Source organism: Frigoribacterium sp. PhB116, from assembly GCF_004364285.1.
Taxonomy (GTDB): Bacteria; Actinomycetota; Actinomycetes; order Actinomycetales; family Microbacteriaceae; genus Frigoribacterium.
This window is the reverse complement of the sequence record NZ_SOBE01000004.1, coordinates 73,461-89,955: the sequence shown is the minus strand read 5'-3', so window position 1 is coordinate 89,955 and position 16,495 is coordinate 73,461. Positions and strand designations below refer to the sequence as shown.

Here is a 16,495-nt window from a genome sequence, read left to right as displayed (position 1 = left end):
TCATGGGTCGACAGAAGTGACAGAGTTGACGTGCACGCCCTCGATCTTCCTCTCCGGCCCTCCGGCCACCACGAGATCCACCACGACAAAGGAGTTCGCCATGACCTCGTCACCCTCCGTCCAGCTCTACACGGTCAGGGACGCCATCTCGGCCGACCTGCAGGGCGCCGTCGCCCGCGTCGCCGAGATCGGCTTCACCAAGGTCGAGCCCTACGACTTCGTCGCCCGCGCTGACGAGCTCGAGAAGGCCTTCGCCGCCTCGGGCGTCACCGCCCCCTCCGCCCACGCGCCGGTCATCGACTCGACCGAGCCCGAGCGCGCCTTCGCCGCCGCCGCCCAGCTCGGCGTCGGCACGGTCATCGACCCCTTCATCCCCAGCGACCGCTGGCAGACCGCCGACGACGCCCGCGCGATCGCCGACCGCGTCAACGAGCTGCAGGTGCAGGCGGCCGCCACGGGACTGAAGTTCGGCTACCACAACCACCAGTGGGAGTTCGCGAACAAGGTCGACGGGCGCCCCGTCTACGAGTTCTTCCTCGAGCGCCTGAACGACGACGTCGTGCTCGAGATCGACACCTTCTGGTCGACCGTCGGCGGCATGGACACCCCCGCCCTGCTGCGGTCGCTGGGCGACCGCGTCCAGTTCCTGCACGTCAAGGACGGCCGCATCTCGGGCGACATCGCCACCGCGCTGCCGAGCAGCGAGAGCGCCCTGGAGGTGCCGGAGGCCCTCGCCGCCGCGTTCAAGAACCAGACGCCCGCCGGCCAGGGCGACGTCGACGTCGCCGCCGTGCTCGCCGCCGCGCCGCACGCGCTGCGCGTCGTCGAGTTCGACGACTACAGCGCAGACGTCTTCGACGGCATCGCCGAGTCGCTCGCGTGGCTCGCGGAGAACGACAAGTGACCGGCGTCGAGACGGGCGCCTCCGGCGGCACGGGCACCGGCACGGGCACCGGCACCGGCCGCACGGGCCGCGTCGGCGTCGGCGTCGTCGGCGCGGGCGTCATCAGCGGCACCTACCTCGAGAACATGACGAAGTTCCCCGACCTCGAGGTCCTCTTCGTCGCCGACCTGATCGCCGACCGTGCCCGGTCGCGCGCCGAGGAGTACGGCGTGCCCCGCCACGGCACCGTCGAGGAGCTGCTGGCGATCGACGAGATCGAGATCGTCGTCAACCTGACGATCCCCGCCGTGCACGCCGAGGTCGGCCGCCAGATCGTCGCCGCGGGCAAGAGCGTCTGGAGCGAGAAGCCGCTGGCCCTCGACCACGCCTCGGGCAGTGACCTGCTGGCCGCGGCCGACGCCGCCGGGGTCCGCGTCGCCTGCGCGCCCGACACCGTGCTGGGCGCCGGCATCCAGTCGGCGATGCGCGCGATCGCCCGCGGCGACATCGGCGAGCCGCTGACCGCGACGACGCTGTTCCACGTGCCCGGGCCCGACGCGTGGCACCCGGACCCCGAGTTCCTCTTCGCGAAGGGCGCGGGCCCCCTGTTCGACATGGGCCCGTACTACGTGACGACGCTCGTGCACGCGTTCGGCGCCGCGAGCTCGGTCAGCGCCGTCTCGTCGACGTCGCGCACCACGCGCTCGATCGGCAGCGGCCCCCGTGCCGGCACCGAGTTCCCCGTCGAGGTCCCGACGCACCACGCGGCGCTCATCTCGTTCGAGGGCGGGCAGTCGGCGCAGTCGACCTTCTCGTTCCAGAACGCGCTGCCCCGCATGGGCTTCGTCGAGATCAGCGGCCCCGAGGGCACCATCGTGCTGCCCGACCCCAACACCTTCGAGGGCGACTCGACGATCTGGCGCTTCGGCCAGGACGAGCCGAGCACCCTCACGGCCGCGGGATCGACCTACGGCCGAGGCTCGGGCGTGCTCGACCTCGCCCGGGCGCTGCGCGGCGGCGACGCCGAGCGCGCGAGCGGCGCCGTCGCGTCGCACGTGCTCGACGTGCTGCTCGCCGTCAGCGAGGCCGCGGAGTCGCGCTCGGTCGTCGAGGTCGCCTCGACGGTCGCGAAGCCGGAGCCGCTCGCCGAGGCCTGGGACCCGTCCGAGGCCACGCTCTAGGTCGGGCCCGCCGGGACGACCGGCCGCCTGCAGGAGGCGCGGTGCGAGCGAGGCTCGCGCCGCGCCTCCTGCGCGTCTGCGGTCGGTCAGCTGCGCCGCCCCCTGCTCGGACAGAACCGTCCTCCCCGGAGCGCGGCGGGTCTGCTTTCCGCAAATGCCGACCGCACCCTTTGCAACAGCGGGTTTTCCGGTCACGATCGGGGCTGCAGGGCGCTTGCGGTCGGCATGTGCGGCCCCCGAGCGCACACGGGCAGGAAGCCGATCAGCGTGCGACGGGCCCGAGGGCCTCACGCACGCCGGCCCGAGCCTCAGCGCCGGTTCGCGACCAGCGCCGTCGCGTACGACGGGAACCACACGCCCGCCGCGGGCCCGCCGTTGCACGTGCCGTCGCTCGCGCCCGGCGTCTTGACCCAGAGCAAGGCATCCAGCGCGCTCGTCCCCGAGGTCGCCACGCGGGGCGTCTGCCCGAGTCCGGCGCCGGGGGCGTTGCACCAGGTGCCCTTCCACCCGCGCCCGTTCCGCGACACGTCGATCACGTAGCGCGCCCCGCCCGTCGCGGCGGAGACCGCGTCGGCGTAGGCCCGCTCCTGGTCGACCGGGTAGTAGTTCGCCACGTTCGTGTAGAAGCCACGGGCCTGGTCGATCCCGGCCGCCTTCAGCCGCACGGCCATGTCGGCGGGCTTCACCCAGTTCGAGTTGCCCCCGTCGAGGTAGGCCGGCACCCCCGCGCGGGAGAAGGCGGCGACGGCGCTCGCGATCGTGGCGGTCCGGGTCGCGGTCAGGGCCGGGCACGAGCTGAGGTGCCCCAGCGAGTCGGGCTCGACCAGCACGACGGCTCGGTGCCCCGCGAGCGCGGTCGCGACCCTCTGGTTCCAGGCCAGGTAGGCGGCGTCGCTCGCCGCGCCTCCTGCGGAGTGCCCGCCGCAGTCGCGCCCGGGGATGTCGTACGTGACGAACACCGGCGTCGTCCCCTTCGCCTCGGCGGCGGCCAGGTTCCGCTGGATCACCTTCACCAGCATCGCGTCGTCGTACCAGGAGCCGAGCCAGATCGCGATCGGCTGAGCCGCGATCGTGCGGGCCGCGGCGGCGTCGGCAGTGCGCCCCTGGGCGGCGAGCTGGGTCGCGGCCGTGGCGGCGGGGCCTTGCTGCTCGACGTGCAGCCCGCCCTTGAAGACGGTCGCCGCCGACGCGGTGCGGATCGTCGAGGAGGTGGTGGTCGCGGTCGTGCGGGGAGCCGCGGCCTCCGCAGCCGAGCCGGGGGACGAGGAGGCGGGAGGCGCGACGACGAGACCGGCCGCGAGCGCGACGACGGCCCCGGCGACGACGCCCGCGCGGGCGAGGTCGATCACGGGCGGGTCCTTCGGGGTGATGAGGGGTGCGGGGTCCCGGAGCCGGGAACGAGGTTCCCGAGGCCGGGCGGGTGCTGCGCCGTCGACCAGGCGTCGGCGTCGCAGGTGCTGCGCCGTCGGCTGGACCTCGGCGCCGGCCGACGGGCCTCGATCGGCCCGCCTGGCGACGACGTCAGTGCACCACGACGCCGGATCCGCCCCCACCCCCCGTCCGGAGGCTCCCGTCGCCCGTCTTCGGGGGTGGGGGTACGTCGCTCGTCCCCGCTGCGCGGGACCGGCGCGAGCGATCCTGCACGGCGGGTGCGCGCCTCCTCGGTGCCCGCGGCGTGCGTGCTGTCCACCAGCGGTGTGCGTCCTGTCCGGCCGAGGCATGCGCGCTGTCCGTCCGTGATCGGCGAGCGGTCCGCGCGCGGAGCACCCTCGATCGGCCCCGCACCCCGGAGTGGACCAGACACCCCCGAACGACGAGGTGCATGGTCCACTTCGGGGTGCCGCCGCCGGCGGCGACTGGCCCGCGGCGGGTCAGCGCGCGCGGCGGACAGCGCGGGTCAGCGCGCAGCGCGGGTCAGCGCATGCAGCGGACAGCGCGGGTCAGCGCATGCAGCGGACAGCGCGGGTCAGCGGGCGCGGCGCGCGGCGGCGGCCTCGACGGCGGCGACCGCGGCGCCGACTCCCCCGCCCCAGGGGGCGCCGTGCCCGGGCAGCACCCACGTCGCGCCCGTGTCGACCAGGGCGCGCAGCGACGCGACGGCGCGCTCGGGCTCGTCGGTGAAGGGCGCCGGCTGCGGCCCCTCCGCGCCGGTGAGCACGTGCCTGGTCGTCAGCGCGTCGCCCACGAAGAGGGCGTCGGCGAGCGGCACGTGGACGGCGATGCTGCCCTCCGAGTGGCCGGGCACGCTGATCACGCGTGGCGAGCCGGGCAGGTCGAGCACGTCGCCGTCGTGCACCTCGACGACCTCGCTGAGCCAGGCCGAGCGTGCGCCGCCTTTGCGGACGAAGTACGTGAGGAACTGCAGCATCGCGCCGATCTTCATCTGCTGCTTCAGACCGGCGGGCTTGTCGCCGCCCTTCGCGCGGGAGGCGTCGGCCGCGTGGACGTAGACCGGCACCCCGTGCTCGCGGCGCAGCCACTCGGCGAAGCCGACGTGGTCGGAGTCGCCGTGCGTCAGGACCACGCCGGCGACGTCGGCCGGTCCGAGGCCGAGCGAGGTGAGCTCGGCGAGCAGCTCTCGGCGGTGGCCGGGCAGGCCGGCGTCGACGGCGGTGACGCCCTCGGGCGTGACGACGAGGTAGGAGGCGACGATGTCGTTGCCGAGGCGGTGGACGTGCTCGCTGATCTTCATGATGGCTACGATACATAGCCATCATGGCTACGGTCAATAGGTATGGTGGACGGATGCCGACTCCCGACCGCACCTCCTTGGAGGCCATCGTCAGCGCCGCCCGCGACCTGCTCGAGACGGAGGGGCTGGCCGGCCTGACCATGCAGGCGGTGGCCCAGCGGGTCGGCGTGCGCGCCCCCTCCTTGTACAAGCGGGTGCAGGGACGGGACCAGCTGGTGCAGCTGGTGGCGGAGGCGACCCTCGAGGAGGTGGGCGAGCGGCTCGAGGAGAGCGCCGACCTGGGCGACCTGGTCGACCGCTTCCGGGCGTTCGGGCACGAGCGGCCGGCGGCGTTCCAGCTGGTGATGACGCCGGGGCCGGGCGTCCCGACCGCGCGGCCGGAGTTCGGCGCGGCGACGAGTCGGCCGATCCTGCGTCACGCGGGCGCCCTCGCGGGCGAGGACCGGGCGTTGGAGGCGGCGCGCACGGTGACCGCCTGGGCCGCCGGCTTCGTGAGCATGGAGCTCGCCGGCGGCTTCGGCCTCGGCGGCGACGTCGACGCCGCCTGGCGGTTCGGGGCGGAGCGGATCGTGGCGGCGGTGTCGACCGCCTGACGGCAGGTCTGCCGTCCCCGCTCCGACAGCTCACCTGGCCCCCTGCCCGGCCGCCTGCCTGCCTGCCCGGCCGCCTTGGCCGCCTTGTCCGCCTTGTCCGCCTACGGCGTCGGCGGGTAGTCGCGCCGCTCGGGGATGACGCCGCGGACTCCCCCGCGGGGCTCAGGCACGTCGCCCGTCCACCGAGGGATGACGTGCACGTGGAGGTGCATGACCGTCTGGCCGGCCGCCTCCCCGACGTTGACGCCGAGGGTGTAGCCGTCGGGCGCGAGCTCGTCGTCCAGCTGCAGCCGCACCTCCTCGACCAGGGCTGTGAGGGCAGCGTGCTCGTCCGCCGTCGCGTCGAACCAGGTCGCCACCTCGCGTCGCGGCACGACCAGCGTGTGGCCCGGCGAGACGGGATTCGCGTCCCGCACCGCGAAGGCGAGCTCGTTCGCGGCGACGTGCTGGTCGGCGGGGATGCGCGTGAACGGCGACGACATGTGCACACCCTAGGGGCGCGCACTTGTGGCGCCGGGGGTGCGCGGCCAGGATGAGCGCGACCCGCTCGCGGCTGCCGTGCGCGGAGCTGCGGCTGCGGCTGCGGCTGCGGCTGCGGCTGCGCGAACAGCGGCGACAGGTCCACGACGAGAGGAACACATCATGGCGTCAGGCGAGCAGGGCTTCAGCAAGGAGGAGCGCGCGGCGATGAAGGAACGCGCGGCCGAGCTGCGCGCCGAGGCCAAGCGGCAGAAGTCCGCGGACAAGGCAGCGGCCGAGCTGCAGGCGGTCCTCGACGCGCACGCCGCGATGCCCGAGGAGGAGCGGGTCGTCGCCGAGGGACTGCACGCCCTGGTCCTCGAGCACGCCCCGATGCTCGCCCCCAAGACCTGGTACGGGTTCCCCTCGTACGCCGACGCGGACGGCAAGATCGTCGTGTTCTTCCAGCCCGGCTCGAAGTTCGGCGGCCGTTACTCGACGATGGGCTTCCAGGACGCGGCCCAGCTCGACGACGGCGACATGTGGCCGACGTCGTACGCGCTCGCGAGCGTCGACGAGACGACGAGCCCCGTCATCGCGGCGCTGCTGCGGAAGGCGACCGGGCAGGGCGCGTAGCCGCGCCGCCCCAGCCCCACCCGCGCCTCCCTCACCGCCCGCGCCTGCCTCGTGCGAAGCTGACCGCATGGACCTCGTCGTGTCGCGCGCGCTCACCGTGCCCGCGGCCGAGCTCGTCTGGCGGTTCTCGCGCTCGTCGGGCCCCGGAGGCCAGCACGTGAACACGTCGGACAGCCGGGTGCAGCTCTCGTGGGACGTCGCCTCCTCCGCCGCCGTCAACGACGACCAGCGTGCCTTGCTGCTCGCCCGTCTCGGCGGCCGACTGGTCGACGGCGTGCTGACGGTCACGTCGTCCGAGCAGCGGTCGCAGCTGCGCAACCGCGAGACCGCGCTGGCGAAGCTCGCCGACGTGGTCGCAGCGGGACTCGCTCCCGACGCGGCAGCTCGGCGTCCGACCCGGCGCACCCGCGGCTCGGACCGCCGCCGGCTCACCGCGAAGAACGAGCGCTCGGCCACGAAGCAGCAGCGCCGCCGCCCGACGGACGACTAGAGCGTCACGACGCCAGCGGTGCAGGCCGGCGCGTTGGTCGGGCTGACGCGGCTGGTCTCGCTGCTTGCTCGGGCTGTGGTGGCGGAGGGCGTGGGATTCGAACCCACGAGACATCTCTGCCCACTTGTTTTCAAGACAAGCTCCATCGGCCGCTCGGACAGCCCTCCTGGCACACCCGCCGGAGCCGGTGCGACCGCGCCGAGTCTAGCCGAGGCACTCCCTCCGCCCACGAAACGGCGAGAACTGCTCGCGGGCAGCTACTGGAGAGCACTTCTCGTCGGCTCACACCCTTCCGAGCGGCCAGCGCCAGCTCAGAGCTGCGCGAGCGCCTCCGCGAGGCCGTCGTCGAGGTCGGTGCGGGTGCGCTCGTTGGCGACCTCGTGCACGTCGTCGGGAGCCTGCCCCATCGAGACGCCGCGGCCCTCGGCGGCGGCCCACTGCAGCATGGCGATGTCGTTGCGGCCGTCGCCCACGGCGAGGACGCGCTCGCGCGGGATGCCGAGGTCGGCACGCACGCGCTCGAGGGCCGTGGCCTTCGTCACGCCGTCGGGCGCGATGTCGAGCCACGCCGTCCAGCCGACGTTGTAGTTCACCTTCTGCAGGCCCATCCGCTCGACCACCTCGAGGAAGTCGTCGGTGTCGTGCGACGGCGACACCACGACGACGCGGGTCGCCGCGATGTCGAAGAGCTGCTCGAACTCGACCTTCTCGGCGCCGCCCGTGTGCTCCACCTGGGGGAACGAGCCGCAGTAGCGCATGACGCCGTCGCGGTCCTCGACGGCGTAGGCCGCCTCGTGCAGGCCCTCGCGGATGGTGGTCAGCACGTCGGTCGGGTCGAACTCCTCGACGTGGAACTGCGAGTAGCCGGTCGGCGCCGACTCGTCGCGACCCAGCGTGATGGCTCCGTTCGCGCAGACGACGTACTCGGACACGAGGCCGAGGCGGTCCATCACGGGCAGGGTCATCGACACCGATCGTCCGGTCGCGATCATCACCGCGTGCCCCTGGGAGGCGAGGCGCGTGATCTCGCCGGCCACCGCCTCCGAGATGGTGCCGCCTTCTTGCATGATCGTGCCGTCGACGTCGAGCGCGACGAGCCAGCGCTCGTCGGCCGACACGGTCGCCGCCACGGGGGCCGACCGACGGCGGGTGTCGTCGTCCCAGCTCGAGCTCTCGCCCGTCGTCATGTCGTCGGCGCTCACGCGACCGGCTCGATGACCTCGAGGCCGCCGAGCCACGGACGCAGCGCCTCGGGCACGACGACCGAGCCGTCTGCCTGCTGGTGCGTCTCGAGGATCGCCACCAGCCAGCGCGTGGTCGCGAGCGTGCCGTTCAGCGTCGCGACGGGCGCCGTCTTGCCGCTCTCGGTGCGGTAGCGGGTGTCGAGGCGACGAGCCTGGAACGTGGTGCAGTTCGAGGTGCTGCTGAGCTCGCGGTAGGTGCCCTGCGTCGGCACCCAGGCCTCGATGTCGAACTTGCGCGCCGCGCTCGAGCCGAGGTCGCCCGCGGCCACGTCGATCACGCGGTAGTTGAGGCCGAGCGCCTGCATCATCGACTCCTGCAGGGCGACGAGCGCGTCGTGCTCCTGCTCGGCCTGGTCGGGGTGCACGTAGCTGAACATCTCGAGCTTGTTGAACTGGTGCACGCGGAGGATGCCGCGGTTGTCCTTGCCGGCGGCGCCCGCCTCACGTCGGTAGCAGGTCGACCAGCCGGCGTAGCGGATGGGCCCGGCCGTCACGTCGAGGATCTCGTCCGAGTGGTACCCGGCGAGGGCCACCTCGCTCGTGCCCGTCAGGTAGAGGTCGTCGGCGGGCAGGTGGTAGACCTCGTCGGAGTGCGAGCCGAGGAACCCGGTGCCCGCCATGATCTCGGGCCGCACCAGCGTCGGCGTGATCAGCGGCGTGAAGTCGTTCTCGATCGCCCTGTCGAGCGCCATGTTCATCAGCGCGAGCTCGAGGCGGGCGCCGATGCCGCGCAGGAAGTAGAAGCGCGAGCCCGACACCTTCGTGCCGCGCTTGATGTCGATCGCGCCGAGCTTCTCGCCGAGGTCGGCGTGGTCGAGGGGCTCGAAGTCGAAGGAGGGGCGGGTGCCGACCTCGCGGAGCGTCGCGAAGTTCTCCTCCCCGCCGGCGGGCACGCCGTCGACGACGACGTTGCCGAGCGACCGGACGGCCTTGTCGAAGGCGGTGTCGGCCTCGGTCGACGCGGCCTGCGCCTCCTTCACCTTGGCGGCCAGCTGCTGGGCCTGCGCGACGAGACCGGCCTTCTCCTCTTTCGGCGCCTTGGCGACGGTCTTGCCGAACGCGTTCTGCTCGGCCCGCAGCTCCTCGAACGAGGCGATGGCCGAGCGACGGGCGGCGTCGGCGGCGACCGCGTCGTCGACCAGCGACTCCGACTCACCTCGGGCCCGCTGGCTCGTCTTGATCACGTCGGGGGCATCGCGCAGCAGCTGGGGATCGATCACGGGTCCATCTTATGGACGCCCCCTGACGCTCGGCGCTCTCCCCAGGCGCAGGTGCGGACCGCGCATCCTTCCCCAGGCGGCGCAGGAGGCAGGCCTCGCGTCGTGCCCGCCCGTTACGGTGGGCGGATGACGACCTCCCCCGCCGCCTCGCCCGCCGAGTCCTCCTCGGCGCCCGCCGCCGCGACGGTCCAGAAGACGGCTGCCGTCGTCTACAACCCCATCAAGGTCGACATCGCGAGGGTCCGCGCGGCCGTGCTGCGCCACGAGGCCGAGGCCGGCTGGGGGCCGACCCGCTTCTACGAGACCAGCGTCGAGGATCCCGGCGGCGGCATCACCGCGACGGCCGTGGCCGAGGGCGCCGACGTCGTCATCGCGGCCGGCGGCGACGGCACGGTCCGCGCCGTGGCCGAGGCGCTCCGGGGCTCGCACGCCGCCATCGCCCTGCTGCCGAGCGGCACGGGCAACCTGCTGGCCCGCAACCTGAACCTCGACCTCGACCACCTCGACGGCTCCGTCGCCACCGCGTTCTCCGGCCGCGACCGCGCCATCGACCTCGGGCTCGTCGACGTCGAGCGCGAGAACGGCGAGCGGGAGCGCTTCGCGTTCGTCGTCATGGCCGGCATCGGCCTCGACGCCAAGATGCTCGCCAACACCAACCCGAAGCTCAAGGCCCGCGTCGGCTGGCTCGCCTACGTCGACGCCATCGCGCGCTCGCTCCGCGACGACAACAGCATGGTCATCCGGTACGACCTCGACGGCCAGGGCCGCAAGACGATGCGTGCCCACACGGTGCTCGTCGGCAACTGCGGGCTGCTGCCCGGCAACATTATGCTGTTGCCCGACGCCGCGGTCGACGACGGCGTCTTCGACATCGTCGCCCTGCGCCCCGACGGCTTCTTCGGCTGGGTGCAGATCTGGGTCAAGATCGTGTGGGAGAACGGAGTGCTGCGTCGCAGCTCCGTCGGACGCAAGATCATGGCGCACAGCCGCGAGGTGCGCACGGTCCGCTACTCGAAGGGGCGCGAGATCGTCGTGCGCCTCGACGAGCCGCAGGACTTCGAGATGGACGGCGACTCGGTCGGCAAGGCCGTCGCCATCAAGACGTGGGTCGACCCCGGGGCCCTGACCGTGCGCGTCCCGGCCTGACGACCCGCGCCTCCTCCGCTCCCAACCGTCAGGCACGACGGAGAGGCGCGCTCGTGCCGAGGAGGTGCGGCTCAGACTCCCGAGACCAGCCCGCGGAGCCAGTCGCGCGCGTCGACGAACGCGTCGTCGTCGTAGCGCGGCACGACGACGACCGGGCGGGCGTCGGCCCGGGGGTACGACCCGAGGAACATCACGTTGGGGCTGAACCGCTTGAGCCCGAGCAGCGCGTCGGCCACGCGCTCGTCGAGCACGTGCCCCTCGAGGTCGATCACGAAGCGGTACCGGCCGAGGGCGTCGCCGATCGGCCGCGACTGGATCAGGCTGAGGTTGATGCCCCGGGTCGCGAACTGCTCGAGCATGTCGACGAGCGCGCCCGCGCCGTCCTCGGGCAGCTCGACGATGATGCTCGTCTTGTCGGCGCCCGTCGCGGGAGGCACCGGGACGGTGCGGCTGACGAGCACGAAGCGAGTCACGGCGTTGCGGTTGTCGCCGATCTCGCGGGCCAGCACCTCGACGTCGTGGTGCTCGGTGATCGTGGGCGGGGCCACCGCGGCGTCCGCGCGGCCTGCGCCGGCCGGCGTCGACAGCAGGTCGGCCGCCGCGGCGACGTTCGAGGTCGCCGGCAGGTGCCCGTGCCCCGGCAGGTTCGCCTCGAGCCAGAGGTGGGTCTGCGCGTAGGCGACCGGGTGCGCGTTGACGACCCGCACCTCCTCGAGGCGGGTGCCCGGACGCGCGACGAGCACGAAGTCGACCGCGACCAGGTACTCGCCGACGATGCGGAGGCCGGGCACGGTGGCCAGGGCGTCCTGGGTGGCCGAGACGCCGCCCTCGACGCTGTTCTCGATCGCGATCATGGCGGCGACGCTGCGGCCCGACACGACGTCGGCGAGCGCCTCGCCCACGTTGTTCACGCTGCGCCACTCGGCGCCCGCGGCCTCGGGCACCTGCTTGAGGGCCGCCTCCGTGAAGGTGCCGGCCGGGCCGAGGTAGCTGTAGGTCGACGAGGAGGCGGGGGTCGGCATGACGGAGAGCCTACTGACGACCTAGGGCCTGCTGACGTCCGAGGGCCTGCTGATGTCCGAGAGCCTGCTGAGCGCCGTGGCCGGGCAGCGACGGAGGTCGGCGGCTGGTGCCAGGATGAGCGCATGACCGATCGCGCAGGCACCCCCGCACTCGACAGCGACCTCATCGACACCGGTGAGCTCGTCGACGCCTACTACTCGCTGGTCCCCGACGTGTCGGTGCCCGAGCAGAAGGTCGTCTTCGGCACCTCGGGCCACCGCGGCTCGTCGCTCGACACCGCCTTCAACGAGACGCACATCGCCGCGATCACGCAGGCGATCGTCGAGTACCGCGCCGGCCAGGGCATCACCGGCCCCCTCTTCATCGGGCGCGACACCCACATGCTCAGCGCCCCCGCCGAGCGCACGGCGATCGAGGTGCTCGTCGGCAACGGCGTGCACGTGCTCGCCGACGCCGACGGCGGCTACGTGCCGACGCCCGCGCTGAGCCACGCGATCCTCGTGCACAACGCCGACCCGGCCAACACCGAGAAGGCCGACGGCATCGTCGTCACCCCCAGCCACAACCCGCCCCGCGACGGCGGCTTCAAGTACAACCCTCCGCACGGCGGGCCTGCCGACAGCGACGCCACGTCGTGGATCGCGAACCGCGCGAACGAGATCATCGCCGCGGGCAACGTCGACGTCGTCAAGGCCGACGGCAGCGCCGGGCGGCACGACTTCCTGCGCGGCTACGTGGGCGACCTGATCAACGTCATCGACATCGACGCCATCAAGGCGGCCGGCGTGAAGATCGGCGCCGACCCCCTGGGCGGCGCGAGCGTCGAGTACTGGGGCGCCATCCGCGACGTCTACGGCCTCGACCTGACGGTCACGAACCCCGGCGTCGACCCGACCTGGCGCTTCATGACGCTCGACTGGGACGGCAAGATCCGGATGGACCCGTCGAGCGCCTCCGCGATGGCCAGCGTCGTGCACCGCAAGGACGAGTTCGACGTGCTCACGGGCAACGACGCCGACGCCGACCGCCACGGCATCGTCACGCCCGACGGCGGCCTGATGAACCCCAACCACTACCTCGCGGTCGCCATCGACTACCTCTACACGCACCGCCCGCAGTGGCGCGACGACGCCGCCATCGGCAAGACGCTCGTGTCGTCGAGCATCATCGACCGGGTCGCCGAGAAGCACGGCCGTCGCCTGTGGGAGGTGCCGGTCGGCTTCAAGTGGTTCGTGCCCGGCCTGGTCGACGGCTCGGTCGCCTTCGGCGGCGAGGAGAGCGCGGGGGCGTCGTTCCTGCGCAAGGACGGCACGGTCTGGACGACCGACAAGGACGGCATCCTGCTCGCGCTGCTCGCCAGCGAGATCATCGCCGTCACCGGCAAGACCCCCTCGCAGCTCTACGCAGAGCTGACCGAGGAGTTCGGCGACCCCGTCTACGAGCGCGTCGACGCCGCCGCCAGCAAGGAGCAGAAGGCACGCCTCGGCAAGCTGAGCGGCGACGACATCACGGCGACCGAGCTCGCCGGCGACCCCATCACGGCCAAGCTGGCGGAGGCGCCGGGCAACGGGGCTGCGGTCGGCGGCCTCAAGGTGGTCACCGACAAGGCGTGGTTCGCGGCCCGCCCGAGCGGCACCGAGGACGTCTACAAGATCTACGCCGAGTCGTTCGAGGGCCCCGAGCACCTCAAGCGAGTGCAGGCCGAGGCCAAGCAGATCGTCGACGCGGCGCTCGGCGCCTAGCCAGCCCCGCCGCCCGCGGCAGGCCGACCGGCCTGCCGCGGGCGTTGCGACGCGAAAGGGACGACTTGACGCGGGGCCCCGCGGCGAGTCGTCCGTTTTGCGGAGGTTCTGCGCGGCGGCGGCGGCGGCTCAGCCGGCGTAGGTCGGCGCGGCCGGCAGCCCGAAGAACTCCTCGAGCGTCGTCACGCCGGTCGTGTGCAGCTCGGTCGCGAGCGGCACCCCCACGTAGCGGAAGTGCCACGGCTCGTAGGTGAACCCCGTGACGGCCGTCTTGTCGGCCGGGTAGCGCAGCAGCCAGCCGTAGCGCCACGCGTTGGCGGCGAGCCACTGCCCCTGGGCGGTGTCGCCGAAGCAGGCCTGCAGGGCGCAGCTCAGCGGGATCGGGCTGATGTCGGCGACGAGGCCCGTCTGGTGCTCGCTGTGCCCGGGGCGAGCGCTCTGGATGTCCGCCTGCGCCTGGCCGAGCCGGTCGACCCAGCCCTGGTAGACGCTCACCTGCGTGGCGTACGACCGGTACGCGCTCTGCACCTGGAACTGTCCGGCCCCCTCCGCCTCCCCCGCAGCGAACAGCGCGAGCAGGGCGTCGCCGGCCTCGCGACGGAACACGGGAGGGTTCTGCGACGCCACGTCGATCGTGACGAGGTCGCTCGGCACGTAGTCGATCGGGCTCAGCGGCCTCAGCTTGTCGCTCACGACCCAGAGGCTCGCGGGGTCGTCGATCGACATCGCCGACTTGTCGAAGGCGGGCGCGGCGGGCGTCGGGGGCTCGGCGGGGCTGGTCACGGGGGCAGGCTCCTCGGAGGGCTCGGCGGTCGCGGCGGGAACAGACGACGAAGGAGGCGCGCTCGGCCTCGCACTCGTGCTCGCGTCCGGCGCGGCACCCGAGGTGCATCCCGCGAGCGCAGCCGTCACCAGGGCCAGCGCGAGCCCGGCCAGCGGGGCCGACGCCGACGAGCGGTGATGCGACGGTCGGCGACGGCGGGAGGACGGCATCGCACCAGGCTACGGCTCCTCCCCCGGCAGCCGCTCGGCCCGCTGCGTCCCCAGGCTCGCCGCCACGTCTGGTGGAAGCCGTGCCGGTGCAGTACTTTTGCGGTCTGCGCACGTTCGGTGCGCCTCCCTCGGCTGCAGCGTCGCCGCCTCGCTCCTCCCGTTCCGCAGCCCACGCCCGGTCCAGCAGCCCCCGCCCTGCTCCGCAGCCCCACCACCTCGTTCCCTCCGAAGGACGCCGCGCCATGTCGAGAACCACCGCCTCCTCCTCCCCTGCGACCACCGCCTCCTCGGCACCCGCGGAGCGACAGGGGCTGATGACCCACCGCCAGATCCTCTTCGTGATCTTCGGCCTGATGGCGGGCATGTTCCTGTCGGCGCTCGACCAGACGATCGTCGGCACGTCGATGCGGACCATCGCCGACGACCTCGACGGGCTGAGCCTGCAGGCGTGGGTGACCACCGCATACCTGATCGTCTCGACGATCTCGACGCCGATCTACGGCAAGCTGTCCGACATCTTCGGGCGTCGGCCGCTGTTCCTCATCGCGATCTCGATCTTCCTGCTGGGCTCGCTGCTGGCCGGCTTCTCGACGAGCATGTACCAGCTCGCGCTGTTCCGTGCCGTGCAGGGCATGGGCGCCGGCGGCCTGATGGCGCTGCCGCTGACGATCATGGGCGACATCCTCGCTCCGCGCGAACGCGCCAAGTACCAGGGCTACTTCCTCGCCGTGTTCGGCATCTCGAGCGTGATCGGCCCGCTGGTGGGCGGGCTCTTCGCGGGCGCCGACCAGATCCTGTTCGTCACCGGCTGGCGCTGGGTGTTCCTCGTCAACCTGCCGATCGGCGTCGTCGCGTTGGCGATCGTCGTGCGGTTCCTGCACATCCCCGGCCAGGTGCGTCGCGAGAACGTCCGCATCGACTGGTGGGGCGCGGCCTCGGTCATCGTCGCCGCCGTGCCCCTGCTGCTCGTCGCCGAGCAGGGCCGCGAGTGGGGCTGGTCGTCGCCCGGCGCCTTCGCCTGCTACGTGATCGGCGCGATCGGCATCGTCTCGTTCGTCATGGTCGAGCGGGCGATGGGCGACGACGCGCTCATCCCGCTGAAGCTGTTCCGCAACGCCACCTTCTCGATGGCGACCGTGCTCGGCGTGCTGGTCGGCTTCGGCATGTTCGGCGCGCTGCTGACCGTGCCGCTCTACCTGCAGCTGGTGCTCGGCTCGACGCCGACCGAGAGCGGCTTCCAGATGCTGCCGATGATCGCCGGGCTGATGATCTCGTCGATCGTCTCGGGCCAGCTCATCTCGCGGACCGGCCGCTACCGCATCTTCCCGATCACGGGCACCGCGTTCATGTCGCTCGGCTTCTTCTGGTTCACGAACCTCTCGTACGACAAGCCCTACTGGTTCATGATGATCGGCATGCTGCTGATCGGCCTCGGCCTCGGGCAGCTGATGCAGACGCTCACCATCGCGTCGCAGAACTCGGTCGGCCCGCGCGACATCGGCGTGGCCACCTCGGCGTCGACGTTCTTCCGCCAGATCGGCGGCACGCTCGGCACCGCCGTGCTGTTCTCGGTGCTCTTCTCGCGGATCCCGCAGACGATCGCCGCGGCGTTCGCCGACCCTGCCCTGCAGCGCGACGCCCAGGCGGCACTGGCCGACCCGAACGTCACCGCCGACAGCGCGAACGCGAGCATCCTCGGCCTCTACCAGGCGGCACAGAACGGCGACTCGTCGCAGGTCGGCGGGGCGCTGAACGGCAACACGTCGTTCCTCACCACGGCCGACAGCCGACTGGCGGCGCCGTTCCTCGACGGGTTCGCGCAGGCGACCGTCACCGTGTTCTGGGTCGCGCTCGGCATCGTGCTGGTCGCCTTCGTGCTCAGCTTCTTCCTCAAGGCGACGCCGCTGCGGCAGAAGTCGGCCATCGACGAGGCGAACGACGACCGGCTCGCGGCCGAGCTGGCAGCGCAGGAGGCGGCGGCCGCGTCGGGCGCGCTGGTCGCGCCGACGACGGGCAGCGTCCCGGTCGTCGAGAGCGACGGGCCGTCGGCGGAGCGACCCGCGTCGGGCGGGCCGTCCTCGGACCGCCCCGGGTCAGGCGGGCCGTTCTCGGACCGATCCGCCTGACCCGGGTCCGTCGCACCCGCCATGAAGTGACTGGGAACCCCTCCCGCAGCATGGGAATCCCTGATCG

General features: G+C 72.7%; 15 protein-coding genes and 1 tRNA gene. 8 read left to right on the top strand and 8 right to left on the bottom strand.

Features of this window, described 5'->3' with window-relative positions; translation table 11 throughout:
• Window positions 1–100: 100 nt before the first annotated feature.
• Both EDF20_RS13115 and EDF20_RS13110 read left to right on the top strand, forming a co-directional pair.
• Window positions 101–904, top strand: coding sequence for a sugar phosphate isomerase/epimerase (locus EDF20_RS13115; protein ID WP_123547085.1), 804 nt, complete (start codon window positions 101–103; stop codon window positions 902–904).
• Complete coding sequence (locus EDF20_RS13110) at window positions 901–2,064, top strand: Gfo/Idh/MocA family oxidoreductase (RefSeq protein ID WP_133738968.1); 1,164 nt, start codon at window positions 901–903, stop codon at window positions 2,062–2,064. Before EDF20_RS13115 ends, EDF20_RS13110 begins: the two co-directional genes overlap by 4 nt.
• Window positions 2,065–2,372: 308 nt before the next feature.
• Here the strand turns inward: EDF20_RS13110 and EDF20_RS13105 are convergent, their stop codons facing one another.
• Both EDF20_RS13105 and EDF20_RS13100 read right to left on the bottom strand, forming a co-directional pair.
• Window positions 2,373–3,413 (bottom strand): glycoside hydrolase family 6 protein, encoded by a 1,041-nt coding sequence (locus EDF20_RS13105; protein WP_158614648.1) that lies wholly within the window; start codon window positions 3,411–3,413, stop codon window positions 2,373–2,375.
• 617 nt (window positions 3,414–4,030) lie between these two features.
• Window positions 4,031–4,756, bottom strand: a complete 726-nt coding sequence (locus EDF20_RS13100; RefSeq protein WP_133738966.1) for an MBL fold metallo-hydrolase — start codon at window positions 4,754–4,756, stop codon at window positions 4,031–4,033.
• Window positions 4,757–4,809: 53 nt separating this feature from the next.
• On the opposite strand from EDF20_RS13100, the gene EDF20_RS13095 reads away from it, so the two are divergent.
• A complete protein-coding gene (locus EDF20_RS13095) occupies window positions 4,810–5,349 on the top strand; it encodes a TetR/AcrR family transcriptional regulator (protein ID WP_133738965.1) in 540 nt (179 codons plus the stop codon).
• Between the two features lie 101 nt (window positions 5,350–5,450).
• Here EDF20_RS13095 and EDF20_RS13090 read toward each other — a convergent pair whose 3' ends face one another.
• Complete coding sequence (locus EDF20_RS13090) at window positions 5,451–5,831, bottom strand: HIT family protein (RefSeq protein WP_199732356.1); 381 nt, start codon at window positions 5,829–5,831, stop codon at window positions 5,451–5,453.
• Between the two features lie 160 nt (window positions 5,832–5,991).
• On the opposite strand from EDF20_RS13090, the gene EDF20_RS13085 reads away from it, so the two are divergent.
• Both EDF20_RS13085 and arfB read left to right on the top strand, forming a co-directional pair.
• Window positions 5,992–6,444: a hypothetical protein gene (locus tag EDF20_RS13085; protein ID WP_123547091.1), complete on the top strand. Its 453-nt coding sequence runs from the start codon at window positions 5,992–5,994 to the stop codon at window positions 6,442–6,444.
• A gap of 67 nt (window positions 6,445–6,511) precedes the next feature.
• Window positions 6,512–6,934 (top strand): alternative ribosome rescue aminoacyl-tRNA hydrolase ArfB, encoded by a 423-nt coding sequence (gene arfB, locus EDF20_RS13080; protein ID WP_123547092.1) that lies wholly within the window; start codon window positions 6,512–6,514, stop codon window positions 6,932–6,934.
• A gap of 79 nt (window positions 6,935–7,013) precedes the next feature.
• On the opposite strand, the gene EDF20_RS13075 is transcribed toward arfB, so the two are convergent.
• From EDF20_RS13075 to serS, 3 genes are all read right to left on the bottom strand, one after another.
• Window positions 7,014–7,101: transfer RNA gene (locus tag EDF20_RS13075), tRNA-Ser, on the bottom strand.
• A gap of 144 nt (window positions 7,102–7,245) precedes the next feature.
• Complete coding sequence (locus EDF20_RS13070; protein WP_243833490.1) at window positions 7,246–8,136, bottom strand: HAD family hydrolase; 891 nt, start codon at window positions 8,134–8,136, stop codon at window positions 7,246–7,248.
• On the bottom strand, window positions 8,133–9,398 hold the full coding sequence (gene serS / locus EDF20_RS13065) for a serine--tRNA ligase (RefSeq protein ID WP_133738964.1): 1,266 nt from the start codon (window positions 9,396–9,398) through the stop codon (window positions 8,133–8,135). Before serS ends, EDF20_RS13070 begins: the two co-directional genes overlap by 4 nt.
• A gap of 126 nt (window positions 9,399–9,524) precedes the next feature.
• Here serS and EDF20_RS13060 point away from each other — a divergent pair, with 126 nt between their 5' ends.
• Window positions 9,525–10,544 (top strand): diacylglycerol kinase family protein, encoded by a 1,020-nt coding sequence (locus tag EDF20_RS13060; protein ID WP_123547094.1) that lies wholly within the window; start codon window positions 9,525–9,527, stop codon window positions 10,542–10,544.
• Between the two features lie 71 nt (window positions 10,545–10,615).
• Here the strand turns inward: EDF20_RS13060 and pheA are convergent, their stop codons facing one another.
• Window positions 10,616–11,566 (bottom strand): prephenate dehydratase, encoded by a 951-nt coding sequence (gene pheA / locus EDF20_RS13055; RefSeq protein ID WP_133738963.1) that lies wholly within the window; start codon window positions 11,564–11,566, stop codon window positions 10,616–10,618.
• Window positions 11,567–11,689: 123 nt separating this feature from the next.
• On the opposite strand from pheA, the gene pgm reads away from it, so the two are divergent.
• The gene (gene pgm / locus EDF20_RS13050) at window positions 11,690–13,309 is read left to right on the top strand and encodes a phosphoglucomutase (alpha-D-glucose-1,6-bisphosphate-dependent) (RefSeq protein WP_123547096.1); all 1,620 of its coding nucleotides are present in this window, start codon (window positions 11,690–11,692) and stop codon (window positions 13,307–13,309) included.
• Window positions 13,310–13,438: 129 nt separating this feature from the next.
• On the opposite strand, the gene EDF20_RS13045 is transcribed toward pgm, so the two are convergent.
• Window positions 13,439–14,092, bottom strand: coding sequence for a M15 family metallopeptidase (locus tag EDF20_RS13045; RefSeq protein WP_233569025.1), 654 nt, complete (start codon window positions 14,090–14,092; stop codon window positions 13,439–13,441).
• Between the two features lie 524 nt (window positions 14,093–14,616).
• On the opposite strand from EDF20_RS13045, the gene EDF20_RS13040 reads away from it, so the two are divergent.
• Window positions 14,617–16,428, top strand: a complete 1,812-nt coding sequence (locus EDF20_RS13040; protein ID WP_133739047.1) for an MDR family MFS transporter — start codon at window positions 14,617–14,619, stop codon at window positions 16,426–16,428.
• The last annotated feature ends 67 nt before the right edge of the window (window positions 16,429–16,495 follow it).

What these genes read in the sequence shown, in the direction of transcription:
- EDF20_RS13090 (WP_199732356.1), bottom strand. Translation starts at nt 5,831, where the DNA reads ATGTCGTCGCCGTTCACGCGCATCCCCGCCGACCAGCACGTCGCCGCG.
- pheA (WP_133738963.1), bottom strand. Translation starts at nt 11,566, where the DNA reads ATGCCGACCCCCGCCTCCTCGTCGACCTACAGCTACCTCGGCCCGGCC.
- EDF20_RS13060 (WP_123547094.1), top strand. Translation starts at nt 9,525, where the DNA reads ATGACGACCTCCCCCGCCGCCTCGCCCGCCGAGTCCTCCTCGGCGCCC.
- arfB (WP_123547092.1), top strand. Translation starts at nt 6,512, where the DNA reads ATGGACCTCGTCGTGTCGCGCGCGCTCACCGTGCCCGCGGCCGAGCTC.
- EDF20_RS13115 (WP_123547085.1), top strand. Translation starts at nt 101, where the DNA reads ATGACCTCGTCACCCTCCGTCCAGCTCTACACGGTCAGGGACGCCATC.
- EDF20_RS13100 (WP_133738966.1), bottom strand. Translation starts at nt 4,756, where the DNA reads ATGAAGATCAGCGAGCACGTCCACCGCCTCGGCAACGACATCGTCGCC.
- EDF20_RS13085 (WP_123547091.1), top strand. Translation starts at nt 5,992, where the DNA reads ATGGCGTCAGGCGAGCAGGGCTTCAGCAAGGAGGAGCGCGCGGCGATG.
- EDF20_RS13040 (WP_133739047.1), top strand. Translation starts at nt 14,617, where the DNA reads ATGACCCACCGCCAGATCCTCTTCGTGATCTTCGGCCTGATGGCGGGC.
- pgm (WP_123547096.1), top strand. Translation starts at nt 11,690, where the DNA reads ATGACCGATCGCGCAGGCACCCCCGCACTCGACAGCGACCTCATCGAC.
- EDF20_RS13095 (WP_133738965.1), top strand. Translation starts at nt 4,810, where the DNA reads ATGCCGACTCCCGACCGCACCTCCTTGGAGGCCATCGTCAGCGCCGCC.